The sequence below is a fragment of the Shewanella sp. DNRA4 genome (assembly GCF_012843185.1).
Taxonomy (GTDB): domain Bacteria; phylum Pseudomonadota; class Gammaproteobacteria; order Enterobacterales; family Shewanellaceae; genus Shewanella; species Shewanella xiamenensis.
The window spans coordinates 47,974-72,829 of record NZ_JABAIP010000011.1; the positions used below are offsets into that span (position 1 = coordinate 47,974).

Below are 24,856 nucleotides of genomic sequence, written 5' to 3' on the forward strand. Positions count from 1 at the left end.
GATACGTTCCCATGGAAAAAACATACGATCCTCAGTCCATTGAGCAGACTCTTTACCAAAACTGGGAAGAGCAAGGTTACTTTAAGCCCCACGGCGATGCCTCACAGGGCAACTATTGCATCATGATCCCACCGCCCAATGTGACGGGCAGTCTGCACATGGGTCACGCTTTCCAAGATACCATCATGGATACCCTGATCCGCTACCAACGTATGAAGGGTAAAAACACCCTGTGGCAAGTCGGTACTGACCATGCGGGTATTGCGACTCAAATGCTGGTTGAGCGTAAGCTTGAAGCCGAAGAAGGCAAGAGCCGCCATGATCTTGGCCGCGATGCTTTTATGGAAAAAGTCTGGGAATGGAAAGCGCAATCGGGCGGCACCATCACTAAGCAGCTACGTCGTATGGGCGCCTCTGTGGATTGGGACCGTGAGCGTTTTACCATGGACGAAGGCTTGTCTAAAGCCGTTCAAGAAGTGTTTGTCCGTCTCTATGAAGATGATTTGATTTACCGTGGTAAACGCTTAGTAAACTGGGATCCCAAGCTGCATACCGCGATTTCTGATCTCGAAGTGGAAAACAAAGAAAAGCAAGGCCACATGTGGCATCTGCGTTATCCATTAGCCGATGGCGAACTGACTGCTGACGGTAAAGATTACCTCGAAGTCGCCACCACGCGTCCAGAAACTATGTTAGGCGATAGCGCGGTTGCAGTTCATCCAGACGATGAGCGTTATCAAGCACTGATCGGCAAATTTATTCTGCTGCCTATCGTTAATCGTCGCATCCCAATCGTTGCCGATGACTATGTGGACATGGCTTTTGGTACAGGTTGCGTGAAAATCACCCCTGCCCACGACTTTAATGACTATGAAGTTGGTAAGCGCCATAAGCTGCCCATGTTCAACGTGTTGACCTTAGATGCGGCCATTCGCGCATCAGCCGAAGTCGTCAATACCGATGGCACCATCAACACCACCTTAGATGGCAGCCTACCTGAGCGTTTCGCAGGTTTAGATCGTTTCAAAGCCCGTGATGCAATCGTGGCAGAGTTTGAAACCTTAGGTCTGCTCGAAAAAATCGCGCCACACAGCCTAAAAGTGCCCTACGGTGACCGCTCAGGCGTAGTTATTGAGCCGATGCTGACCGACCAATGGTACGTTGCCGTTGCGCCTATGGCGAAAACTGCCATCGAAGCCGTTGAAAATGGCGATATTAAGTTTGTGCCGCAGCAGTACGAAAACATGTACTTCTCTTGGATGCGCGACATTCAAGATTGGTGTATCTCTCGCCAATTATGGTGGGGTCACCGCATCCCCGCTTGGTACGATGCGAACGGTAAAGTTTATGTGGGCCGCACCGAAGCTGAAGTGCGTGCTAAGCACAATATCGATGATGCTATCGCCCTGCGCCAAGATGAAGACGTACTGGATACTTGGTTCAGCTCTGCCCTGTGGACATTCTCGACCTTAGGCTGGCCTGACAATATTGAAGATTTAAAAACCTTCCACCCGACCGATGTGCTGGTCACGGGTTTTGACATCATCTTCTTCTGGGTTGCCCGTATGATCATGATGACCATGCACTTCATCAAAGATGAAGACGGTAAGCCACAGGTGCCATTTAAAACCGTTTATGTGACCGGCCTTATCCGCGATGAAGCGGGTAACAAGATGTCAAAATCTAAGGGCAACGTACTTGACCCATTGGATATGATCGACGGTATCGATCTAGAAGCCCTTGTTGAAAAACGTACTGGCAACATGATGCAGCCACAACTGGCCGCCAAGATCGAAAAAAGCACCCGTAAAGAGTTTGAAAATGGCATCGAAGCCCACGGTACCGATGCCCTACGCTTTACCCTAGCGGCAATGGCCTCAACTGGCCGTGATATCAACTGGGATATGAAGCGTTTAGACGGTTACCGCAGCTTCTGTAACAAACTTTGGAACGCATCACGTTACGTGCTGATGAATACCGAAGGCCAAGATTGCGGCCCGAACTCACCGGATTACCAAGGCGGTGAGATGGAACTGTCACTGGCGGATCGCTGGATCATCGGTTTATTCAACCAAACCGTAAAAACCTACGACGACCACATGGCAAACTACCGCTTCGACCTCGCAGCCAACACCTTGTACGAGTTCACTTGGAACCAGTTCTGCGATTGGTACTTAGAGTTAACTAAGCCAGTACTGCAAAACGGCAATGAAGCGCAAATGCGCGGCACCCGCCATACGTTGGTCAATGTGTTAGAAGCGATGCAACGTCTGATGCACCCAATGATGCCATACATCACTGAAACCATCTGGCAACGCGTTAAACCACTGACTGGCGCCCAAGGCGACACCATCATGCTGGCACCATTCCCAAGCTATGATGCCGCCAAAGTAGATGCGACCGCGATGGCCGACCTCGAGTGGGTTAAGCAAGTGATTGTTGCAGTACGTAATATCCGTGCCGAGCTCAATATCGCGCCTTCTAAGCCATTAAACGCCCTACTGCGTGGCGTGAGTGCCCAAGACCAAGCCCGCGTTGAGGCTAACCAAGCCTTCTTCACAACGCTTGCGCGCTTAGAGAGCATGACGATTCTTGGCGAAGGTGAAACGGCGCCAATGTCGACCACAGGTCTAATTGGCGAAATGGAATTATTAATTCCTATGGCAGGTCTAGTGGATGTGGCGGCCGAAATGGCTCGTATCGACAAGCAGCTTGAAAAGCTGACTCAAGAGATTGGCCGTATCGAAGGTAAATTATCGAATGAAGGCTTCGTGGCGAAAGCACCGCCAGCCGTCATTGATAAAGAGCGCGCTAAGATGGCCGATTTGACCCGCGATATGGACAAACTAAAAGAGCAAAAAGCCGAGTTTGCTAAGTTAGAAGCCTAATCACGGCATCTACGCTAAAAAGGGCTGTATTTTATAGCCCTTTTTATTTCCCCTGACCCGTCCTAAATTGCTCCATCCTAGATCGCGCTAACACTCTTCAAACCTCTCTCATGACTCGTTCCTAAGACGAGAAGCAAAGAAACACATTAATCCTTGTTCGTGCTTTTCTCTTCGTCTCTTTTACAGCTCAGCTTGCGAGTCAAGATAACCCTTACAGCTATCCCTTTATCAGGTGCTAAACAGCAAGCCAGCGCGATAAACATTACCGCTTAAGGCATAGGTACAGGATTAACCATAACGTGGCGTAAGAGGCGGATTATCAAGGCGCTAAAGCATAGGAAGAGATAAGGATTGAAGCGAGATTATGCGGAAAAATTCCATTAAAAAAGCCCTGCAATTGCTTGCAGGGCTTATCTAAATCTAACTAAATAGATGGTGCGCGTGGAAGGATTCGAACCTCCGACCGCCTGGTTCGTAGCCAGGTACTCTATCCAGCTGAGCTACACGCGCTTAAATACAGGGTAAGTTGCTAACTTACCGACAGACTAGAGTCTAGAAGAAGCACTTAAGTCTCGCAAATTAAATCTATTCACTAGGAATAGAATGGCGGAGAAGGAGGGATTCGAACCCTCGATGGGAGATAAAGCCCATACTCCCTTAGCAGGGGAGCGCCTTCGGCCACTCGGCCACCTCTCCGCAAAATCTGCATTTGTAAGCTAATGCTTACTAAAATGGTGCGCGTGGAAGGATTCGAACCTCCGACCGCCTGGTTCGTAGCCAGGTACTCTATCCAGCTGAGCTACACGCGCGATTTTTGCGTTTTGCTAACAAAGCAATTGCTCTGTCTGCTAATTGGTGCGCATGGAAGGAGTCGAACCTCCGACCGCCTGGTTCGTAGCCAGGTACTCTATCCAGCTGAGCTACATGCGCAGTTTTAACAGTTATCTCAACACATTCGCATTAAGATTGAATATGGTGCGCGTGGAAGGATTCGAACCTCCGACCGCCTGGTTCGTAGCCAGGTACTCTATCCAGCTGAGCTACACGCGCTTAAAACACTTACTTGAAGCACTAATTACAAAATTTCTTCTGAAATTCAAACCTGATGAGTTAAACATAACTGATGCAGAAATGGTGCGCATGGAAGGAGTCGAACCTCCGACCGCCTGGTTCGTAGCCAGGTACTCTATCCAGCTGAGCTACATGCGCGACTTGTATCTATCTTGCTTCAATAAAAAATGGTGCGCGTGGAAGGATTCGAACCTCCGACCGCCTGGTTCGTAGCCAGGTACTCTATCCAGCTGAGCTACACGCGCAGTTTTTTATTTGTAAGAAATGGCGGAGAAGGAGGGATTCGAACCCTCGATGGGAGATAAAGCCCATACTCCCTTAGCAGGGGAGCGCCTTCGGCCACTCGGCCACCTCTCCGTTTTCTTGGCGCACATATTACTGTTTGACGAAAATAAGTCAAACCCTTTTTCTGAAACCGATTCCATTTGAACTGTTTTTAATCACATTGCGGTTATATCAAGCCAATGTGTTGATTTACGCCAATCTTTCGGTTTCAAAAATAAAAAAGTCAGTTTAAAAACTGACTTTTTTATCTGACTAATACTCGCATAAGCTTCGTATTAAAAGTTACCGCCTTCTGAAGGCGTACCTGATTTTTCAGATTGAATGCGTTGATAGATTTCTTCACGGTGAACAGAAACCTCTTTCGGTGCATTCACACCGATACGCACTTGATTGCCTTTTACCCCTAGCACTGTAACTGTGACTTCATCACCAATCATCAGTGTTTCGCCAACACGACGAGTCAAAATCAGCATTCGATAGCTCCTTTATGTCTTAATTCAGCTTACACACGGCACTCATCCGGTAGATGGGCTTATTATAGGGTCAGCTGAGTACAAATTAATAGTATTCAATACTCAAACAGTTATTTAATTACACCTTATTTAGCTCGAATGCGTGATGCAACGCTCGAACTGCCTTGTGTAAGTCCCTTTCATCGATCACAGTTGACAATTTACTCTCCGATGTCGAAAGTAACTTAGCATGGATTGTTTCGTTACCCAATACATCTAACATCTTAGTCAATAATCCAACTTTTGCCTGTAAACCTTTGCCAACTAAGGACACTTTTGCACGTTGACGCTCAACATTCAATTGGCCTAGATCAAGACTTTCACTTAAAACTTCAAGCTCATGTAATAAAACATCCACTTTCGTCTCGGCCAACATAAAGCTGACAGACTCCGCTGGTGAAGTTTCATTCAATTTCAAAGGAGTAATAAACTCAACGTCTATCTCAAGTCGAGCCAAACAAGCTAATAAGGCTTGATAACGCTCACTGCTGGTAAATAACCCTTCAATGGTCAAGGTTGCTAAGGCCTTATTGATCGCAATTCCTTGTACGGATGCGGGCATTGCAAGCTCAGACTCATCACCAAATTGAATTAATGTGCCCTGACCAGCTTCAAAACTCGACAACACCCGCAGCGGTACTTTAAACCGTTGCGCATATTCGACCGAGTCAGGATGAAGCACCTTAGCACCGAGCTTAGCCATTTCGAGCATGACATCAAAACCAATCACATCGAGACGTCTAGCACTGCTGTCGATATTAGGGTCTGTCGTAAAAACGCCTGGTACATCGGTAAATATTTGACACTCATCGGCTCTTAGCGCCGCCGCTAGCGCCACAGCCGTCGTATCCGAGCCACCACGACCTAAAGTTGTGACATCGCCATTAGGATCGATCCCTTGAAATCCAGCCACAATAGGCACGATGCCTTGTTCCAGCAAGGAGGTTAAGTACTCCGTATCAACACTTTCAATACTCGCCCGACCAAATTGGCTATTTGTATGGATTTGCACTTGATCGCCAGTCAGGGATCTTGCCTTGATACCGCGGCGTTGCAACGCCATCGCCATTAACGCAATACTGATTTGTTCACCCGTAGAGACAAGCATATCGAGTTCCCGCGCACTTGCGCGGGGATCGATTTGCGCCGCAAGCGCAAATAGCCTATTTGTCTCACCTGCCATAGCAGAAAGGACCAATACTTGCAGCTCACCACTGTGAGCGGACTTTGCAATCTGCTCAGCAACTACTTCGATGCGTTCAATCGAACCCACCGAGGTGCCGCCAAACTTCTTCACAAAAAGCTTGCTACCACTAAGCTTTCGTTTTTCGAGCACAGCAACCTCTTAAGCTAAACGCTCAGTAATCCAAGGTAATACTTGAGATAGCGCCGCATCCAGATTTTCTGGTTGGCTACCACCCGCTTGAGCCATATCTGGGCGACCACCACCTTTACCGCCCACTTGTGCAGCAACCATAGCAACCAGTTCACCAGCTTTGACTTTACTAACTAAGTCATTGCTCACGCCCGCGATAAGGTTCACTTTGCCTTCCTGAGCAACACCGAGCAGGATAACGGCAGATTTCAGCTTTTGCTTTAACTCATCTTGCAGGCCGCGCAGTGCCCCCGCCTCAACGCCTTCCAGCTTCTTAATCAGCACGTTAACGCCATTAACCACAACCGCATCACCCGCTAAATCCGCACTCGCTGCCGCAGCTAACTTATCTTTCAGTTGCTGTATGTCTTTTTCAAGCTGCTTCATTTTATCCAGCTGGGCTTTAAGCTTGGTCACAACGGATTGAGTATCGCCTTTAAGTAGTGCTGCCGCTTCTTCAAGTTGTGCCTGTTGCTGTGCCACATAGGCCATCGCTGCCGCGCCGGTTACCGCTTCGATACGGCGAACGCCCGCAGCGATACCCCCTTCAGAGGTAATTTTGAACAGACCAATGTCACCGGTACGGCCAACATGGGTACCGCCACACAATTCGATAGAGAAATCGCCCATGGTGACAACACGCACCTGAGCATCGTACTTCTCACCGAAGAGTGCCATAGCGCCTTTTTCTTTGGCTTCATCAATCGCCATTTCAGCGACTTTCAGCTCATGGTTGCGGCGAATTTGGGTGTTAACTAACTCTTCAACCTGTTTCAGCTCAGCAGGTTTGACAGCTTCGAAATGAGAGAAGTCGAAACGTAAACGCTCAGGGTCAACTAACGAACCTTTTTGAGTAACGTGAGTACCCAACACTTGACGCAGCGCAGCATGTAATAAGTGAGTCACAGAGTGGTTTAACTGAGTGCGGTGACGTAGCTTTTTATCCACTTTCGCTTCAAGTACTTGACCAACGCTTAAGCTACCAGCCATTAAGGTCCCTTTGTGGCCTGAAGCTTGGCCAAACTTTTGCGTATCGCTAACAGCAAACTCAATACCTTGAGCCACTAATACACCCTTGTCACCGACTTGGCCGCCCGATTCAGCATAAAAAGGCGTTACATCGAGCACCACTACGGCATCATCACCCGCATTGATCGCTGAAACAGACTCGCCGTTCAGGTAAAGCGCGGTGACTTTAGCATTGCCAGTAAGTTCTGAGTAACCACAGAATGCGGTTTCAGCATCGATCTTAAGTGCTGCGTTGTAATCGGCGCCGAAGTTACCCGCGGCTTGAGCACGGCTACGTTGTTCAGCCATCGCCGCTTCAAAGCCCGCTTCGTCGACGATAATGTTGCGCTCACGGCATACGTCAGCGGTTAAATCCACTGGGAAGCCATAGGTATCGTACAGTTTGAAGACTGTTTCACCGTCTAAGGTGTCGCCCTGCAATTCGTTTAACGCGCTATCCAGAATACCTAAACCACGCTCAAGCGTACGGGCAAACTGCTCTTCTTCCGCTTTAAGGGCTTTTTCAACAATCACTTGGGTATCAGCAAGACCTTTAGCGGCATCGCCCATCACTTCAATTAGCGTCGGAACTAACTTGTAGAAGAAGGCTTCGGTGGCGCCTAACTTGTTACCATGACGCACGGCGCGGCGAATAATACGACGCAGTACATAGCCACGACCTTCGTTTGATGGCATCACACCATCGGCAACTAAGAAGGCGCATGAACGGATATGGTCGGCAATAACGCGCAGCGACTTATTAGATAAGTCAGTCACACCGATGATTTCGGCCGCTTTAGCAATCAAGGCGCGGAAAATATCGATTTCGTAGTTTGAATGCACGCCTTGCATAATCGCAGCGATACGCTCGATCCCCATACCAGTATCGACAGAGGGTTTTGGCAGCGGTAACATTTCACCAGATGCTTGGCGATTGTATTGCATGAATACGATGTTCCAAATTTCGATGAAACGGTCGCCATCTTCCTCTGGGCTACCAGGACGTCCACCCCAAATGTGGTCGCCGTGATCATAGAAAATTTCGGTACAAGGGCCACAAGGACCAGTATCGCCCATTTGCCAGAAGTTATCTGAAGCGTATGGCGCGCCCTTGTTATCGCCGATGCGAATGATGTTTTCAGCAGCAACACCAATCTTTTTATTCCAAATTTCAAAGGCTTCATCATCTGTTTGATAAACAGTTACACACAGACGCTCCTTTGGTAGCTTCAATACTTCAGTCAGGAAGGTCCAACCAAAACGAATCGCATCTTCTTTGAAGTAATCACCAAAGCTGAAATTACCCAGCATTTCGAAGAAAGTATGGTGACGCGCGGTGTAACCAACGTTATCTAAATCGTTGTGTTTACCACCCGCACGGACGCAGCGTTGGGCAGTGGTCGCACGTGTATAGCTACGTTTGTCCATGCCAAGAAACACGTCCTTGAACTGGTTCATACCGGCGTTGGTGAATAAAAGCGTGGGATCATTGCCTGGTACAAGAGAACTACTGTCCACAACTTGGTGACCATTGCTGCGGAAAAATTCGAGGAAAGCACTTCTAAGCGCTGCTGTCGTTTGATACATGAAATCGTCCTGAATTGGGTAAGCATGACCAGCTACACCATAAGGTAGCCGTATTTCTATTTGCCCAGCATTATAAGCAGACTGAAGAAAGACGACCAGCCTTGAATAGCGATATCGCGCTTCGGAGTCTAATATTTTCGATGAGTTTTCATCTAATACAGGGCTTATCACAACAACCCAAGGTGAAAGTGGTGAAAAAGGACTAATTCTGCGAGGGAGATGAACTGAGTTAAGAATGATAAGCACAAACTGACCAGGGCAAGTTTATATGATTACATTAGGGGGTGTTGACGTTTCGAGATTAAATTTTGTTAGTTCTGGCAAGTTCGTGCTCGCGAAACGAGGAATGATGTGTAGTTATTCTACTCAAATGACTAGTGACAAAGAGCAAAGGCTTGCCAGACGAACACTTCAGGCAGCATTTGGCTGGCTTTTATGCAAGGCAAAGTCAGTGCAGTGTAGTTATTCTACATAAACGGACGATAACGCGGCAGAAAAGCCAGCCAAACTGCTGCAAAAATAACCCTGACACGTCAACACGCCCTAGTCATCATTATCTTCCAAAGGATCATAATCTAAGGCATAGGTGACTTGTTCGTAATTAAAGCCTTGGCTCAGTAAAAACCGTACTCGTTTGGCTTTTTCTTTTGCAATTTGCTCGCGGGATAGTGAGCCTTTTACTTCAAGCACTTTAGGGACCGTATACTTTTTGATGGCTTTCGCTTTTGCCAACTCAAACCAATCATGCTCATTTGCAGATAAGGCAGCTTCGATACAATCTTTAGTCAGCCCCTTTTGAGCAATAGCTTGACGAATGCGTATTGGTCCATGACCACGGGCAATGTGGCTTCGAACGAGAAGCTCGGCATAGCGCTTATCATTGATAAATCCTGACGCTTCACAATCATCAAGCACAGGATCGATATCAGCGACCTCAAAGCCTTTTTCGAGCAGTTTTGTGCGGATTTCTTGGCGGGAATAATCGCGGCGCGCTAACAGCGCGACCGCAATTTGACGGGCAGACTGGCTCAGAATACTTCGCCTGTTTCTAAATCAATATTCCCCTCGATATTATCATCATCGGATGCTGATGATGCCAGTGCACTTGGGTTACTCAATAATAACTCACGCAATGTCTTATCGATTTCAGCGGCAATGGCTGGGTTTTCAGTCAAATATTTACCCGCATTGGCACGGCCTTGACCAATTTTATCGCCCTTGTAGCTATACCAAGCACCAGCTTTCTCAATCAGTTTATGGGCTACCCCTAAATCGACTAACTCGCCAGTACGGTTGATACCTTGACCGTAAAGGATTTGAAACTCAGCTTGCTTAAATGGTGCAGCCACTTTGTTTTTAACCACTTTGACACGAGTCTCGTTACCAACCACTTCATCGCCTTCTTTGATAGCACCAGTACGGCGAATATCTAAACGAACAGAAGCATAGAATTTCAGAGCATTACCACCCGTTGTGGTTTCTGGGTTACCAAACATCACACCAATCTTCATACGAATTTGGTTGATGAAGATTAACAGTGTATTCGATTGCTTGAGGTTACCCGCTAACTTACGCATCGCTTGGCTCATCATACGCGCCGCTAAGCCCATATGTGAGTCACCGATTTCGCCCTCAATTTCTGCCTTGGGTGTTAATGCCGCGACCGAGTCAACGATGATCACATCTACCGCGCCAGAACGGGTTAACGCATCACAGATCTCAAGAGCTTGTTCACCGGTATCGGGTTGTGAACACAATAAGTTATCAATATCTACGCCTAACTTTTTCGCGTAGATAGGATCGAGAGCGTGCTCAGCATCGATAAAGGCACAGGTTTTACCTTCGCGCTGAGCAGCTGCAATCACTTCTAATGTCAGAGTTGTCTTACCTGATGATTCAGGGCCATAAATCTCAACAATACGGCCCATTGGTAGGCCGCCCGCACCGAGGGCAACGTCAAGGGAAAGAGAACCAGTAGAAATGGTCTCAACATCCATAGAGCGGTCTTCGCCCAGCTTCATGATGGAGCCTTTACCAAATTGCTTCTCAATTTGGCTCAATACCGCAGCAAGTGCTTTCTCTTTGTTTGGATCGACCTTCATTCCTGTTCCCTCATCTAGACAGCATCAGTACTGTCAAAAGTGATATTCAATTTAATAAAGCGGGTGATCAAAAAGCGAGGCTCTTTGTCGTAATCTGCTGACTAGTATACTGTACAATCATACAGTATCAATACCTGTGAATGAATTATTTTTATACCTGAAAATTTTCCCGTTTAGACAAGCTTTTACCCACCCATACTGCAGATTTATCAAGATATCAGTGAATATCCACGCTTTGAGGATCAATTTTCTGTAAATTGTTGCTAAGATTGGCGCCAATTGATTTTAGACAGTAATAGTGTAAATCAACTGATTTTATCTCCCATTACTGTATGACTTTATTCCCTATTTCAGGGCCGGCATAGCGGACGATAACGATTTAATGAATCCTATAGATACCGATGATTTAGAAAAAAATACCCCGATGATGCGTCAATATTTGACCATGAAAGCAGAGCATCACGACATGCTGCTGTTTTATCGTATGGGTGACTTCTATGAACTCTTCTATGATGACGCCAAACGAGCCTCTGAATTATTGGGCATTTCCCTTACGGCCCGAGGCAAAAGTGGTGGCGACCCGATCCCGATGGCGGGTATCCCTTACCATGCAGTTGAAGGCTATCTCGCAAAATTGGTTCAAATTGGCCAATCGGTTGCGATTTGTGAACAAATTGGCGATCCTGCCACCTCAAAAGGTCCGGTTGAGCGTAAAGTCGTACGCATTGTCACCCCAGGAACCTTAACCGATGAAGCGCTATTGCAGGAGCGGCAAGACAATCTGTTGGCCGCGGTTTATCAAGGCAAAGTGGGCTTTGGCTATGCGACTCTTGATGTGTCTTCTGGCCGTTTCGTGATTGCCGAATTAGAAACGAAGGAGTCCCTCGAAGCCGAATTGCAACGTACGAATCCGGTCGAAATTCTTTATAGCGAAGATTTTGGTGCACTTGAGTTATTGCATCATTTTAAAGGCAAACGTCGCCGCCCTGAGTGGGAATTTGATTACGATACCAGTATCAAACTGCTGTTGGCCCAGTTTGGCACTAAGGATTTACACGGTTTCGGCATAACCGATGCTCGCCTATCGCTGCAAGCGGCAGGCTGCTTGATGCAGTACGTAAAAGACACCCAGCGCACCGCCTTGCCCCATATCAATGCTATTACCCGTTTTAATCAAACCGATACGATTGTCTTGGATGCGGCAACGCGCCGCAACCTCGAGCTGACACAAAATTTGAGTGGTGGTCGGGATAACACCCTAGCAGCCGTGCTCGACAATACTGCCACAGCCATGGGCAGCCGTATGTTACAACGCTGGATCCATCAGCCGTTGAGGGACCATGCACAGATTTTTGCTCGCCAAACTGCGGTCAATGAGTTGCTCGCGACCGCGGCCCATGAGTCATTGCATGAGCAGCTTAAAGCCCTAGGTGATATCGAACGTATCATGGCAAGACTGGCGCTTCGTACCGCTCGTCCACGGGATTTTGCCCGACTACGCCAAGCATTAAACCTATTGCCTCAATTGCAGCAATCATTAGGACAGTTAAGTGCCCCCCATACAGTGAAACTAGGCCAACTCTTAGGCGAGTTTCCAGAAGAGCAACAACTGCTTGAGCGCGCTATTGTCGATAACCCGCCCATGCTTATCCGTGATGGCGGCGTAATCCGTGAAGGCTACAATGCCGAATTAGACGAATGGCGTGGCTTAAGTGAAGGTGCCAGCGATTATCTAGTACAACTCGAAGCGCGGGAAAAAGAACGCACTGGCATTGCTACGCTGAAGGTAGGCTACAACCGAGTCCATGGTTACTACATTGAAGTCAGCCGTCTGCAATCACAGCAAGTGCCATTAAATTACCAACGCCGTCAAACCCTTAAGAATATGGAGCGTTATATCACGCCCGAGCTTAAGGAATATGAAGAAAAAGTGCTGTCGAGCCAAGGTAAGGCCCTCGCACTTGAAAAACAACTGTGGGACGAATTGTTTGATTTAATCCTCCCCAAGTTGCATGAGCTACAAGCCTTTGCTAGAGCAGCCGCCGAACTCGATGTGCTCAGTAACTTTGCCGAACGTGCCGAAACCTTAGGCTATACCTGCCCAGAACTGAGCAGCGAAATCGGAGTAAAAATTGAGGCGGGTCGTCACCCTGTGGTTGAGCGTGTGAGTCAAACGCCTTTTATCGCCAACCCTGTCACTCTGCACAATCAACGCCGGATGTTGATTGTTACAGGTCCAAACATGGGCGGTAAATCGACCTATATGCGTCAAGTTGCACTGATCACACTAATGGCACACATTGGCAGCTTTGTGCCAGCTGATCGCGCCATTATTGGTCCTATCGATCGAATTTTTACCCGTATTGGTGCCTCAGACGATCTCGCCTCAGGCCGTTCAACCTTTATGGTGGAAATGACTGAAACGGCCAATATTCTCCATAATGCCACTGCGCAGAGTTTAGTCTTGATGGATGAAATTGGTCGCGGCACATCAACCTACGATGGCCTGTCATTAGCCTGGTCTGCGGCTGAGTATTTAGCACAGCAAGTCGGCGCAATGACGCTGTTTGCGACCCATTATTTCGAGTTGACACAATTACCGGAACTCATGGCTGGGGTCTATAACGTGCACCTCGATGCGATTGAGCACGAAGATACCATCGCCTTTATGCACGCGGTGCAAGAAGGTGCGGCCAGTAAGAGTTACGGTTTACAAGTTGCGGCCCTTGCAGGGGTACCAGCTCGGGTGATTAAGGCGGCAAAACATAAACTACATCAGCTTGAGAGTCGCGACCATCAAGTAGAGGGCACAAAGGCACCGATTCAAACCCTGTTAGCCCTGCCGGAGCCAGTGGAAAATCCGGCCGTAAGCAAGTTAAAAGCCATCAATCCCGATAACCTGACCCCCAAACAGGCACTGGATTTACTCTATGAGCTTAAACGCTCGAGTTAAATAGCTTTGTTCATCGTAACTTAATAATAAAAACGCCCACAAAATGGGCGTTTTTTTATGGGTTGATTAAACAACCTTAAGCATTAGTTTCTAAATAAAGCCTCTACAGATAGCCCTTGCGCCCCTAGCAAATCGCGCATGCGTTTTAAGGCTTCCACTTGGATTTGGCGCACACGTTCACGGGTGAGACCAATTTCAGCGCCAACATCTTCAAGAGTTGATGGCTCGTAACCCAATAACCCAAAGCGTCGCGCTAATACTTCTCTTTGCTTGGTATTAAGTTCATTTAACCACTTAACAACTGAGTTAGAGATGTCTTCGTCTTGCACTTTAAAGTCTGGACCTACGTTATCGTCATCAGCAAGCACATCGAGTAACGCTTTGTCGTTATCGCCACCTAAGGGAATATCGACAGAAGTGATCTTCTCGTTGAGCTTCAGCATACGGCTAACGTCAACACTGGATACTTGCAGTTTCTCGGCAATTTCTTCTGCCGTAGGTTCGTGGTCAAGTTTTTGTGCTAATTCCCGAGCTGTACGTAAATATACGTTAAGCTCTTTTACTACATGGATAGGCAAGCGAATTGTGCGAGTTTGGTTCATGATTGCACGTTCGATGGTTTGTCTGATCCACCAAGTCGCATAGGTTGAGAAACGGAAACCTCTTTCTGGGTCGAATTTCTCGACAGCACGTATCAAACCAAGATTACCTTCTTCGATTAAATCCAGCAGCGCAAGACCACGATTATTGTAACGACGGGCAATTTTAACCACGAGTCGCAGGTTGCTTTCGATCATGCGGTTACGGGATTTTTCGCAGCCTTTTAAGGCTTTACGGGAAAAATAAACTTCTTCTTCTGCACTAAGCAGTGGGGAAAACCCTATTTCACCTAAATAGAGTTGTGTGGCATCAAGATTTTTTTGCAGGTCATCTTGAACCTGTTGTTCGAGTCCTAGTTCTTGAACTAAATCAGCGGCGATATCCTCTTTATCGAGATCAAACTCTGCGGCATCAACGGAAAAATCTACTAGTTCTTCTACGGCAGTGCTATTTATGCGGCTCATGATCGAATCTCCCAAACCTAATTTAACTGCTTGTATTACTGCAATTTATTATCCTCCATGCCAAAACAAGGCCCTAAACAATCATTGCTTAGGTAAGTAGTTGAGTGGGTTAACAGACTGACCATGGTAACGAATTTCAAAACGTAACATTACTTGATTAGTACCTGTACTACCCATTTTAGCAATCGTCTGTCCAGCGAGGACATGTTGCTTTTCGTCGACTAAGATCTGATCCGCATGAGCATAAGCACTAAGGTAATCGTCACTATGCTTAATAATGACTAAATTACCATAACCCCTAAGCGCACTACCTGCGTATACCACCCGCCCATCTGCTGCAGCTTTGATGATATCTCCACGTTTTCCTGCGATCTTAATACCTTTATTTCCCTGCTCATTAGCAGAGTATGTTCCTATCAATTTACCTCTTACAGGCCATTGCCACTGGCTTACACTATCGGGTAGTGTCGATGTCGGAGCAATAATTGAAGGGTTAATATTTTGTTGGGAACTTGTTGCAGAATACGCAGGCTTTGCTTTCTGATCAAGTGTTTTTTTCTGTGTTTCACTAGATACAGAATTCTGAGAAAAATCATCACTAACTGATTGTTTTTTATTTTTATTATGCTGATACCCACCTTTACTTGCCGAATTAATTCCACCTAAAGTCGTAGAAGGTTTGCTATTTTGATTATGGTCATATGTTAAATACAAAACCTGACCAGGATAGATGGTATACGATTTATCTAATTGATTAATTTTAGCAATTTCGGCGTAATCTTTGCCTGCAGCCCAAGAAATAGAGTAAAGAGTGTCGCCTTTCTTAACTTTATATGAATTAGATTTAATATTGCCTTTGTTGTGCTTTGAATAATTGTGGGAAAGACTTTCGACAGGTGCGGGGCGACTCGCCTGAAAGCTACAGCCCGCAAGCAACAACAGTAAACTGAGGTTTAAAAGTAAACCCGCATTCAACAATAAAAACTCCTTTTTGGGGCTATCTTACTGTTTTAGTAATTTATAAATCGATAAACGCGCTATGCAAGCTCACCATTTACTAAAGGAACAAATTTGACTGTCTCTATCACTTCAGAACTAAAACTATCCAAGTGACGCGTAATCCGCATCAATTGCTGCGTTTCTTCACCCACGGGGATAATTAATACGCCGCCTTCGGCTAACTGGGATAATAACGCTTCAGGAACCTTTGCGGCAGCTGCGGTGACCATAATGCCATTATAGGGACTACGATTCTGCCAGCCCTGCCAGCCATCGCCATACTTAAAGGAAACATTATGCAGATCGAGCCGCTTTAATCTTTGCCTTGCTTGGATCTGTAACGTCTTTATACGTTCCACAGTGCAAAGCTCTGGTACTAATTGGGCGAGAATCGCCGCTTGATAACCTGAGCCCGTTCCTACTTCAAGCACCTTATGTGGTTTATGTTGAAGCAGTAACTCAGTCATTCGCGCGACGATATAAGGCTGAGAAATGGTTTGCCCTTGGCCAATAGGTAAGGCTGTATTCTCATAGGCTTTATGGGCTAACGCATTATCAAGAAACAATTCGCGTGGGGTAAAGGATATTGCCTTAAGCACGGCTGGATTGCTGATTCCTGCATCCTGAAGCTTTTTCGCTAAATTCACCGCCGATGTTAAGGCAACTCGAGTCATATTTTATCTACCCAATTTTGCAATATCGATAACTGTTTATACGCGGTCAAGTCTACGGTTAACGGAGTGATCGACACATAACCATGAGCAATGGCATGGAAATCGGTACCTTCACTCGCATCTTGTTCAACACCCGGTGGGCCGAGCCAAAAAATTTCTCGTCCTGCGGGATCTTGCGTACGCACAATGCCTTCAGCTTTATGCCGCGCTCCAAGGCGCGTCACTCTTATGCCTTTAATCTCATCCAACGGTAAATCCGGCACATTGATATTGAGGATCTGATCACTGGCAATCGGGTGCGCTAATAGCCCCTGCACGATTCGCCGCGCGTAAACGGCGGCAGTGTGATAATGCTTAAAGGCTTTGCCATTAAGCGAAATCGCTACTGCGGGAAAGCCTAAAAAACGCCCTTCCATTGCCGCCGCGACCGTGCCCGAATATAAAGTATCATCCCCCATATTCGCGCCAGCATTGATGCCCGATACCACCATATCCGGCTCACCATCACAGAGCTCCCGTATGGCTAAGTGGACGCAATCTGTTGGTGTACCGTACACCGAAATATAACCATTATCTAACCTATTAATTCTTAATGGATTAGTCAAGGTTAAAGAGTTACTTGCACCGGAACAATTACGATCAGGTGCGACCGTCATCACAGTGGCGATTTCGGCAAGCGCCTCCGTTAAGGCTTTTATTCCCGGCGCATTCACCCCATCATCATTGCTGACAAGGATGCGGATCATAAAGTGGACTCGCCATTATCGATTAGATTGACCTCTGCAACATCGCTTTCAGTTGCAGTATTTGCCTCAGGAGCATTCGTATCCGGCGTAACTGTCGCTTGCCATTGCAGCTCTTTCACATCTTGATAATCAACCAGCTCTCTTAACAGCGATGTCGCAAAGCTACCCGCAGGTAAAATAAACTCGAGTACCAATCCATCCGCGGTTTGCTCGTATTTAAGTCCTTGAGGTTCCAGTAGCAATGGGCGGCGTTCCTGCTCAAGACCTGCGTGCTCAAGGCCGTAGCAATCGTCGCTCAGCTCAGCCATGGCTTGGGTTTCAACCTCGGCGGCTTCGCCCTGCGGCAGCATTTTTCCGCGACCCCAGAGCGGTGCAGAAAGTTGAATATCTTTCTCAATCAAACGCTTTAATACCACTAAATCCCATTCAGGCGTAACGAAAAAGCTTTTGCTGCCCGCCAGCATCACACAATCCCCCGCTAAGGGTTTAGTGCCATAATTGGCTAAACGATAGGAGACAACGGTATTGAATAGGTTGGAGCGCACCGCAGACAGATACATGCTGCGCTTATTACGGTCTTTCACCTTTTTGCCCGCTAGCATTTGCCGACCAAGCACCAGGTTTTTACCATCATGCCCAAAACGCTGCTCACCAAAATAATTGGGCACACCTATTTGGCTGACTTTCTCGATGCGGCTGATAATGTCTTCCACGTTTGTGACATTGCGCAGGGTAAGGATAAAACGGTTGCCCAAGAGCGCGCCAATACGTAATTTTTTGCTGTGGCGACTACTGGATAATATGGTTAAACGCTCGCTGTTTAGCTCGCTCCACGCAGGGGTTTCTTTACCAGGGATGCGAATGCCAAACCACTGTTCTGTGATGGCATTTTTATCTTTTTGTCCTGCATAGGTCACTTCTTTGGGATGAACCTTAGCGAACTTCGCCAGCATTTCAGCCACTTGTACCGTGTTCAATCCATCCTTACGAATGTGGACTAAATGATGTTCACCCTCGCCCGACGGGCTAAAAGGCAAAATCTCTTTGACGATAAAGTCGCTGTTAACGGTTCTTAAATCTGCGGTGCCCGTCGGTTTGCCGTACAGGTAATGTAGTTCGCTCATGGGTCTTTCTTATCTCTTAAAGTTGCAGGCTATTGGCGGCTGAGTAATACGACGGCTTCGACCGCGATGCCTTCTTTACGGCCGGTAAATCCGAGTTTTTCTGTGGTAGTGGCCTTGACGTTGATATCTGCAATATCAGCATTAAGATCGGCTGCCAGCACGTGGCGCATATCCTCGATATGCGGCGCCATCTTAGGCGCCTGGGCAATAATAGTGACATCCAGATTACCCAGCTCAAATCCCTTCGCCCGCGCTAAGGCATAACAATGGCGCAGCAAAACGCGACTATCGGCGCCCTTATAGGCGGCATCGGTATCAGGGAAATGTTTACCTATATCCCCAAGGGCCATCGCCCCTAAAATGGCATCGGAGATGGCATGCAGGACTACATCACCATCGGAATGAGCTACCAGCCCAGTTTCGTAGGGTACTTCGACCCCGCATAAAATTAACGGGCGCGGTTCACCAAATTTATGAACATCAAAACCATGGCCGATACGGATTTTCATGACTTATTTCCTAACGTATTTAATCAATTGCGCAATTCACTCAGCTTGCCTTCAAGCCTTAGCACGCAGTAAAAAAAGTTCTGCTAACTCCAAATCATCGGGATGGGTCACTTTAATGTTATCCGCCCGCCCGGCGACCAAACCAGGGGAAATACCCGCCCACTCCATCGCTGAGGCTTCATCGGTCACAACAGCACCCGCGGCAAGCGCGGCTTTTAAATGTAATCGCAACAAGGAGGTTGGAAATAACTGCGGCGTCAACGCATGCCAGAGATTATCGCGGCAAACAGTCGAGCTAATTTCACCTAAGCTATTGGCGCGCTTCATGGTATCGCGGACTGGCATCGCCAAAATGGCACCTTGGGGAAAGTGCACCCGCGAAGCCAGCAATTTATCTATGTCTTGCGCCGTTAAGCAGGGTCTAGCCGCATCGTGTACTAAAGCCCAACCATTGTCGGGCGCCTTATCGAGTGCCGCCAGCACTGAGTCGGCGCGCTCAGAGCCGCCAATAACAGTCACCAGCTTGGGATGCTTGGCCTGGGGCAACGCGGCAAACTCGGTATCCTCAGGATGCAGCGCGACAATCACTTGGTTAATTTGCGGATGGGACAATAACTTGTCTAAGGTATGAGCCAGAATGCTTTGTCCCAACAAAGTTAAATATTGCTTGGGTTTACCCGCGCCCATGCGGCTGCCAATCCCTGCGGCTGGCACAATCGCAACCACATTAGGTGAGAAAGGATCCAGCTGAATAGCGACTTCTGTTTCAGTCTGTGGCGCGGCTTCTAAGACGATATCCATTTGTGCTCCGTTACTGCGAGGGACTCGATACTGCACGGTCACCGCCCACCACGCGATAGAAGGTCTCGCCTTCTTTCACCATGCCAAGCTCGTTACGCGCCCGCTCTTCAATCGCTTCTGTACCACTCTTAAGATCGATAATTTCTTCTTTAAGCACTTGGTTACGCTCATTGAGTTTTGCATTACCATCTTGCTGAGCAGCAATCTGTTTTTGCAGAACAAAGTATTCGGGCAGGCTGTTATCGCCCGACCACAGCCGATATTGCAGCAAACCGAGAAGCACTATGAGTGCAATGACAAAGAATTTCATGGAGGAATTAGCGTCAGTATCTTGAATTAAAAAAATATACTGCAGATAGTACAACAAAAAAGGCCACCAAGTGGTGGCCTTTTTACATCAGACGACTAAATTACGCCTGACCTTTGATTTCTTTCAAACCGCGGTATGGCGCTTTTTCACCTAATTGCTCTTCGATACGCAGCAATTGGTTGTATTTAGCAACACGGTCAGAACGGCACAGTGAACCGGTCTTGATTTGGCCAGCCGCAGTACCTACCGCTAAATCAGCGATAGTAGCGTCTTCAGTTTCACCGCTACGGTGTGAAATCACCGCAGTGTAACCCGCCGCTTTTGCCATACGGATAGCCGCTAAGGTTTCAGTTAATGAACCGATTTGGTTGAACTTGATCAGGATTGAGTTAGCGATGCCGTTCTCGATACCACGGGTTAAGATCTTAGTGTTAGTTACGAATAAATCGTCGCCCACTAATTGGATCTTGTCGCCCATGATCTTAGTTTGGTATGCCCAACCATCCCAATCTGACTCGTCCAGACCGTCTTCGATAGAGACGATTGGATATTGTTCAGTCAATGATTTCAGGAAGTCAGAGAAACCGTTTGAATCGAATACTTTGCCTTCGCCAGACAGGTCATATTTACCGTCTTTGTAGAACTCAGAAGCCGCGCAGTCTAATGCCAGAGTCACGTCGGTACCCAGCTTGTAACCTGCTAATTCAACGGCTTCTTTGATTACCGCTAATGCATCAGCGTTAGAAGACAGGTTAGGTGCGAAACCACCTTCGTCACCCACAGAAGTGCTTAAACCTTTACCGTGCAGTACTTTTTTCAGGGTGTGGAAAATCTCAGCGCCCATACGTAAAGCTTCGCGGAAGTTTTTCGCGCCAACAGGTTGAACCATGAATTCTTGGATATCAACGTTGTTATCCGCGTGCTCGCCACCGTTAAGGATGTTCATCATTGGCACTGGCATAGCGTATTGGCCAGGTGTGCCGTTTAGTTCCGCAATGTGAGCGTATAAAGGCATGCCTTTGAATGCTGCAGCCGCTTTAGCCGCCGCTAAAGACACAGCTAGAATCGCGTTAGCGCCTAACTTGTCTTTGTTTTCAGTGCCGTCTAAGTCGATCATGATTTGATCAAGCTCAGCCTGTGCAGTCGCATCTTTACCGATTAACGCTGCACGGATAGGGCCATTTACGTTAGCCACAGCAGTCAATACACCTTTACCTAAGTAACGGCTCTTGTCGCCATCACGCAGTTCCAGCGCTTCGCGGCTACCGGTAGAAGCACCAGATGGCGCAGCCGCCATACCGATAAAACCACCTTCTAAATGCACTTCGGCTTCAACTGTTGGGTTACCACGAGAATCCATAATCTCGCGACCAATCACGTTAATAATCTTAGCCATATTACCCTCGATTTAAGTTTAAAAGAGAAAAGAAAAAACCAATACCAATGGGAATTAACAGATGTAGAGTACGACCAAAATCTTTAAATTCCGTTTACTATTTCCGTCTATACGCATGTCGTTTATACACATGGGTATGAGTTTTGACTCATGATTACGCGGCCTGAGTGTAACAAAAGGCCGGGCCCACTGTCGCGGGTCCGGCCTTAAAATTTATTTCTTCAGATCACGTTTTTGATGTGCACTTGCGGCAGCAACGAAACCTTCGAACAATGGATGACCATCGCGTGGGGTCGAAGTGAATTCTGGGTGGAATTGACCCGCTACAAACCAAGGATGATCTTTAAGCTCAATCATCTCGACCAGTTTACGGTCCGAAGATAAACCACTAAATACCAGACCCGCTTGTTCTAAACGTTCTCTGTACTTGTTGTTCACTTCGTAACGGTGACGGTGACGCTCAACACAAGTGTTACCTTTGTACGCTTGCGCCGCTTTTGAACCTTCAAGTAGGTGACATAACTGCGCACCTAAACGCATAGTGCCACCTAAATCAGAGGCTTCATGGCGTTGTTCAACATTACCTTCTTCGTCAACCCATTCAGTGATTAAGCCAACCACTGGGAATGGCGTTGCTTTATTGAATTCGGTTGAGTGAGCATCGGCCATGCCAGCAACGTTACGGGCAAATTCAATCAGTGCCACTTGCATACCTAAACAGATACCAAAGTATGGCAGGTTGTTTTCACGGGCAAATTTAGCCGCCAGAATCTTACCTTCCACACCGCGCTCACCGAAGCCCCCTGGGACTAAGATACCGTCTAAACCTTGTAAGACTTCATCGCCTTTGGCTTCAACGGTTTGTGAGTCGATATACTTGATAGTCACAGATACGCGGTTTTTCAGGCCTGCGTGTTTTAACGCTTCGTTGACTGATTTATAGGCGTCTGGCAGTTCGATGTATTTACCCACCATACCAATCACGACTTCGCCGTTTGGATTGGCTTCTTGGTAAATGACGTTTTCCCACTCAGACAAGTCAGCTTCGCGGCATTCTAAGCCAAAACGCTTAACCACTAAGTCATCTAAACCCTGTGAGCGCAGCAGCGCAGGGATCTTGTAGATGCTGTCGACGTCTTTTAATGAAATAACTGCACGTTCTTCAACGTTACAGAATAACGAAATCTTCGCACGCTCGTTGGCAGGAATCGCACGGTCGCCACGGCAGATCAATACGTCTGGTGCAATACCGATAGAACGCAACTCTTTTACAGAGTGTTGAGTCGGTTTCGTTTTCACTTCACCCGCGGCGCCTAGGAATGGCACTAAGGTTAAATGCATAAACAGGGTACGATCGCGGCCCAGTTCAACGCCTAATTGGCGGATAGACTCAAGGAATGGCAGTGATTCGATATCACCCACAGTACCGCCGATTTCAACGATTGCAACATCGTGACCTTCACCGCCAGCAATCACTTTTTCTTTGATCGCGTTAGTGATGTGTGGGATCACCTGAATCGTCGCGCCTAAATAGTCACCGCGACGCTCTTTACGCAACACTTCCTCGTAAATACGACCCGTAGTGAAGTTGTTGCGACGGTTCATCTTAGTGCGGATGAAACGCTCATAGTGGCCTAGGTCAAGGTCTGTTTCTGCGCCGTCCTCAGTCACAAACACTTCACCATGTTGCGTTGGGCTCATGGTACCTGGATCAACGTTAATGTATGGGTCCAGTTTCATGATGGTTACATTGAGACCACGGGCCTCTAAAATTGCGGCTAATGAAGCGGCTGCAATGCCTTTACCTAGTGATGAAACCACACCACCAGTAACGAAGATATACCTTGTAGTCATGCTGAACCTGAGAAAATGAGTTTGAAAATACGTGCTTGTAAGAAAGCACTAGGACGGGGCAGTAGTATACCAAAGGTGTTGCCATTCGACAAACACCAATCCGGATAATTTGCCCTTTATCTTGGCTCGCCCTGTTTAACCTTATCCCAGTAGGCATCTAACTCTTCTAAGCTATGTTCTTCTAATGCTTTATTATTTTGTCTCGCGAATGCCTCAACACCTTTAAAACGGCGTTCAAATTTAACATTGGCCTGGCGCAGCGCTTGTTCTGGGTCCACCTTTAAATGACGCGCCAAATTCACCACCGCAAATAATAAGTCACCTATTTCGGCCTGCACTTTGGCTTGGTCAAGCGTTGGCTGATTCACCTCCGCCAGCACTTCTTCAATTTCTTCATGGATTTTTGCGACAACGGGCTCAAGATCTGGCCAATCGAACCCGACACGAGCTACCCGCTGCTGAATTTTGATTGAACGGGATAACGCCGGCTGTGCGCGCGGAATATCATCAAGCACAGAAACTTCGTTTGATGAAGTCACCCCAGCCGCCAGAGCCTTTTGTTCACGCTCGCTAGCTTTGATCGCTTCCCAATTGGCCTTCATCTGCTGACTACTAGCATCCGCCTCAAACGTAGCTTCACCAAACACATGGGGATGACGGCGGGTGAGTTTGTCGGTGATTTTATTAACGACTGTGCTGAAATCAAACCTGCCCAGCTCTTTGCCAAGCTGGCAATAAAACACCACTTGGAATAATAAATCCCCCAGCTCATCGGGCAGTTCATCTAGGGCTAAACGCTCAATCGTGTCGGCCACTTCATAGGCCTCTTCGAGGGTAAAAGGCACTATGGTTTGAAAGGTCTGCGCCTTATCCCAAGGACAACCCGTTTGCGGATCGCGCAGCTTCTCCATAATCTTCAGTAACGGCGCAACATCGGTTGCTGAAACTGCTGCGGGAAGCTTGTTTGATGATGGCACTTTTGAAGAGAGTTCTTTTGTGGATAGCTCTGTTGCTGAAAGCTCAGTAGTAGAAGGCGTGGTATGGGAAGTCATGCAGATATCCTTTCAAGAAAGAGAGTCGACACAGGTGCAGGATGCGTAAACAGGAATACACTCAAGCTGAGTCGCAACTAAGGCCGTAATAAGGGCAATAAAACGCTAATAATAAAGTAGCCAAGCTCAAAGTGCTATTTTGAGTCTGATATTAGGTTTTAATGAAGAGGATATGCCCCAAAGCTTGTTAGCACACGTTTATTCGTTCTGGACTTTACGAAAGAGTTACCCTACAAAATCTCATCTATTAGCCCTCCACTTTAGTGCTTCTCTATAACAGCCGAATCCTGGTTAGATATACAGTCATATAGTATTACGCTAGTTTTTGAGGGTTTTGAGAGCAACATCCGTGCGCATTTTTCCAAAAAATAAAATTGAAAGTCACTTTAAATCAATGGGATAAAGTCTATTGAGCTTAGTTAATAGGTTTGGAAAACGCGCATGCGCGTTTTCCCGGATGGTGTATTTGTAAAAAAGCTGATAACTTCTTTACATACAGATAGTTAACTGTGCGCATTTTTACTGGTCTAACGTGATAAACGCGCA

The 24,856-nt window shown here is 47.2% G+C and carries 18 protein-coding genes and 8 tRNA genes; 2 read left to right on the forward strand and 24 right to left on the reverse strand.

The features are described 5' to 3' along the window. Nucleotides 1-11 precede the first annotated feature (11 nt). Nucleotides 12-2,888, forward strand: coding sequence for a valine--tRNA ligase (locus HG547_RS13135; RefSeq protein ID WP_169548068.1), 2,877 nt, complete (start codon nt 12-14; stop codon nt 2,886-2,888). A 433-nt stretch (nt 2,889-3,321) separates the two neighbouring features. On the opposite strand, the gene HG547_RS13140 is transcribed toward HG547_RS13135, so the two are convergent. The 13 genes from HG547_RS13140 to recA all read right to left on the reverse strand — a co-directional run bounded on the left by HG547_RS13140 (nt 3,322) and on the right by recA (nt 10,828). Beyond that, nucleotides 3,322-3,398: transfer RNA gene (locus HG547_RS13140), tRNA-Arg, on the reverse strand. Between the two features lie 94 nt (nt 3,399-3,492). Next, nucleotides 3,493-3,584 (reverse strand) — tRNA-Ser (locus HG547_RS13145). Between the two features lie 36 nt (nt 3,585-3,620). Next, nucleotides 3,621-3,697 (reverse strand) — tRNA-Arg (locus tag HG547_RS13150). A gap of 44 nt (nt 3,698-3,741) precedes the next feature. Beyond that, nucleotides 3,742-3,818: transfer RNA gene (locus HG547_RS13155), tRNA-Arg, on the reverse strand. Nucleotides 3,819-3,861: 43 nt separating this feature from the next. Further along, nucleotides 3,862-3,938, reverse strand: a tRNA-Arg gene (locus HG547_RS13160). Nucleotides 3,939-4,020: 82 nt separating this feature from the next. Then, nucleotides 4,021-4,097 (reverse strand) — tRNA-Arg (locus HG547_RS13165). Between the two features lie 30 nt (nt 4,098-4,127). Continuing rightward, nucleotides 4,128-4,204: transfer RNA gene (locus HG547_RS13170), tRNA-Arg, on the reverse strand. Nucleotides 4,205-4,224: 20 nt separating this feature from the next. Beyond that, nucleotides 4,225-4,316: transfer RNA gene (locus HG547_RS13175), tRNA-Ser, on the reverse strand. Between the two features lie 203 nt (nt 4,317-4,519). Further along, the gene (csrA, locus tag HG547_RS13180; RefSeq protein WP_006082602.1) at nt 4,520-4,717 is read right to left on the reverse strand and encodes a carbon storage regulator CsrA; all 198 of its coding nucleotides are present in this window, start codon (nt 4,715-4,717) and stop codon (nt 4,520-4,522) included. 118 nt (nt 4,718-4,835) lie between these two features. After that, complete coding sequence (locus tag HG547_RS13185; protein ID WP_037420970.1) at nt 4,836-6,092, reverse strand: aspartate kinase; 1,257 nt, start codon at nt 6,090-6,092, stop codon at nt 4,836-4,838. 9 nt (nt 6,093-6,101) lie between these two features. After that, nucleotides 6,102-8,726, reverse strand: coding sequence for an alanine--tRNA ligase (gene alaS / locus HG547_RS13190; protein WP_169548069.1), 2,625 nt, complete (start codon nt 8,724-8,726; stop codon nt 6,102-6,104). Between the two features lie 543 nt (nt 8,727-9,269). Further along, nucleotides 9,270-9,680 (reverse strand): regulatory protein RecX, encoded by a 411-nt coding sequence (locus tag HG547_RS13195; RefSeq protein ID WP_047537217.1) that lies wholly within the window; start codon nt 9,678-9,680, stop codon nt 9,270-9,272. Between the two features lie 74 nt (nt 9,681-9,754). Next, nucleotides 9,755-10,828, reverse strand: a complete 1,074-nt coding sequence (gene recA / locus HG547_RS13200; protein ID WP_037420979.1) for a recombinase RecA — start codon at nt 10,826-10,828, stop codon at nt 9,755-9,757. Between the two features lie 382 nt (nt 10,829-11,210). Here recA and mutS point away from each other — a divergent pair, with 382 nt between their 5' ends. After that, nucleotides 11,211-13,781: a DNA mismatch repair protein MutS gene (gene mutS, locus HG547_RS13205; RefSeq protein ID WP_169548070.1), complete on the forward strand. Its 2,571-nt coding sequence runs from the start codon at nt 11,211-11,213 to the stop codon at nt 13,779-13,781. An 83-nt stretch (nt 13,782-13,864) separates the two neighbouring features. Here the strand turns inward: mutS and rpoS are convergent, their stop codons facing one another. From rpoS to mazG, 11 genes are all read right to left on the reverse strand, one after another. Further along, nucleotides 13,865-14,845: an RNA polymerase sigma factor RpoS gene (rpoS, locus tag HG547_RS13210; RefSeq protein ID WP_037421178.1), complete on the reverse strand. Its 981-nt coding sequence runs from the start codon at nt 14,843-14,845 to the stop codon at nt 13,865-13,867. A gap of 81 nt (nt 14,846-14,926) precedes the next feature. After that, entirely contained in the window at nt 14,927-15,823 is an 897-nt protein-coding gene (locus HG547_RS13215; RefSeq protein WP_169548071.1) for a peptidoglycan DD-metalloendopeptidase family protein, read from the reverse strand. 59 nt (nt 15,824-15,882) lie between these two features. Further along, nucleotides 15,883-16,518, reverse strand: coding sequence for a protein-L-isoaspartate(D-aspartate) O-methyltransferase (locus tag HG547_RS13220; protein ID WP_169548072.1), 636 nt, complete (start codon nt 16,516-16,518; stop codon nt 15,883-15,885). Further along, nucleotides 16,515-17,264: a 5'/3'-nucleotidase SurE gene (surE, locus tag HG547_RS13225; RefSeq protein ID WP_037426213.1), complete on the reverse strand. Its 750-nt coding sequence runs from the start codon at nt 17,262-17,264 to the stop codon at nt 16,515-16,517. Before surE ends, HG547_RS13220 begins: the two co-directional genes overlap by 4 nt. After that, complete coding sequence (locus tag HG547_RS13230) at nt 17,261-18,388, reverse strand: tRNA pseudouridine(13) synthase TruD (RefSeq protein ID WP_169548073.1); 1,128 nt, start codon at nt 18,386-18,388, stop codon at nt 17,261-17,263. Before HG547_RS13230 ends, surE begins: the two co-directional genes overlap by 4 nt. A gap of 29 nt (nt 18,389-18,417) precedes the next feature. Then, nucleotides 18,418-18,897 carry a 2-C-methyl-D-erythritol 2,4-cyclodiphosphate synthase gene (ispF, locus tag HG547_RS13235; RefSeq protein WP_037421163.1) on the reverse strand — a complete coding sequence of 160 codons (480 nt, stop codon included), beginning with the start codon at nt 18,895-18,897 and terminating at the stop codon, nt 18,418-18,420. A 51-nt stretch (nt 18,898-18,948) separates the two neighbouring features. Further along, nucleotides 18,949-19,698 (reverse strand): 2-C-methyl-D-erythritol 4-phosphate cytidylyltransferase, encoded by a 750-nt coding sequence (gene ispD, locus HG547_RS13240; protein ID WP_037426221.1) that lies wholly within the window; start codon nt 19,696-19,698, stop codon nt 18,949-18,951. Between the two features lie 10 nt (nt 19,699-19,708). Further along, on the reverse strand, nt 19,709-20,008 hold the full coding sequence (gene ftsB, locus HG547_RS13245) for a cell division protein FtsB (protein ID WP_086023979.1): 300 nt from the start codon (nt 20,006-20,008) through the stop codon (nt 19,709-19,711). A gap of 100 nt (nt 20,009-20,108) precedes the next feature. Beyond that, entirely contained in the window at nt 20,109-21,404 is a 1,296-nt protein-coding gene (gene eno, locus HG547_RS13250; RefSeq protein WP_011621904.1) for a phosphopyruvate hydratase, read from the reverse strand. A 213-nt stretch (nt 21,405-21,617) separates the two neighbouring features. Continuing rightward, nucleotides 21,618-23,258, reverse strand: coding sequence for a CTP synthase (locus HG547_RS13255; RefSeq protein ID WP_169548075.1), 1,641 nt, complete (start codon nt 23,256-23,258; stop codon nt 21,618-21,620). Nucleotides 23,259-23,374: 116 nt separating this feature from the next. Then, nucleotides 23,375-24,310 (reverse strand): nucleoside triphosphate pyrophosphohydrolase, encoded by a 936-nt coding sequence (gene mazG / locus HG547_RS13260; protein WP_169548076.1) that lies wholly within the window; start codon nt 24,308-24,310, stop codon nt 23,375-23,377. Nucleotides 24,311-24,856: the final 546 nt, after the last annotated feature.

What these genes read in the sequence shown, in the direction of transcription:
- HG547_RS13135 (WP_169548068.1), top strand. Translation starts at nt 12, where the DNA reads ATGGAAAAAACATACGATCCTCAGTCCATTGAGCAGACTCTTTACCAA.
- csrA (WP_006082602.1), bottom strand. Translation starts at nt 4,717, where the DNA reads ATGCTGATTTTGACTCGTCGTGTTGGCGAAACACTGATGATTGGTGAT.
- alaS (WP_169548069.1), bottom strand. Translation starts at nt 8,726, where the DNA reads ATGTATCAAACGACAGCAGCGCTTAGAAGTGCTTTCCTCGAATTTTTC.
- recA (WP_037420979.1), bottom strand. Translation starts at nt 10,828, where the DNA reads ATGAAGGTCGATCCAAACAAAGAGAAAGCACTTGCTGCGGTATTGAGC.
- mutS (WP_169548070.1), top strand. Translation starts at nt 11,211, where the DNA reads ATGAATCCTATAGATACCGATGATTTAGAAAAAAATACCCCGATGATG.
- rpoS (WP_037421178.1), bottom strand. Translation starts at nt 14,845, where the DNA reads ATGAGCCGCATAAATAGCACTGCCGTAGAAGAACTAGTAGATTTTTCC.
- HG547_RS13220 (WP_169548072.1), bottom strand. Translation starts at nt 16,518, where the DNA reads ATGACTCGAGTTGCCTTAACATCGGCGGTGAATTTAGCGAAAAAGCTT.
- surE (WP_037426213.1), bottom strand. Translation starts at nt 17,264, where the DNA reads ATGATCCGCATCCTTGTCAGCAATGATGATGGGGTGAATGCGCCGGGA.
- HG547_RS13230 (WP_169548073.1), bottom strand. Translation starts at nt 18,388, where the DNA reads ATGAGCGAACTACATTACCTGTACGGCAAACCGACGGGCACCGCAGAT.
- ispF (WP_037421163.1), bottom strand. Translation starts at nt 18,897, where the DNA reads ATGAAAATCCGTATCGGCCATGGTTTTGATGTTCATAAATTTGGTGAA.
- ispD (WP_037426221.1), bottom strand. Translation starts at nt 19,698, where the DNA reads ATGGATATCGTCTTAGAAGCCGCGCCACAGACTGAAACAGAAGTCGCT.
- ftsB (WP_086023979.1), bottom strand. Translation starts at nt 20,008, where the DNA reads ATGAAATTCTTTGTCATTGCACTCATAGTGCTTCTCGGTTTGCTGCAA.
- eno (WP_011621904.1), bottom strand. Translation starts at nt 21,404, where the DNA reads ATGGCTAAGATTATTAACGTGATTGGTCGCGAGATTATGGATTCTCGT.
- HG547_RS13255 (WP_169548075.1), bottom strand. Translation starts at nt 23,258, where the DNA reads ATGACTACAAGGTATATCTTCGTTACTGGTGGTGTGGTTTCATCACTA.
- mazG (WP_169548076.1), bottom strand. Translation starts at nt 24,310, where the DNA reads ATGACTTCCCATACCACGCCTTCTACTACTGAGCTTTCAGCAACAGAG.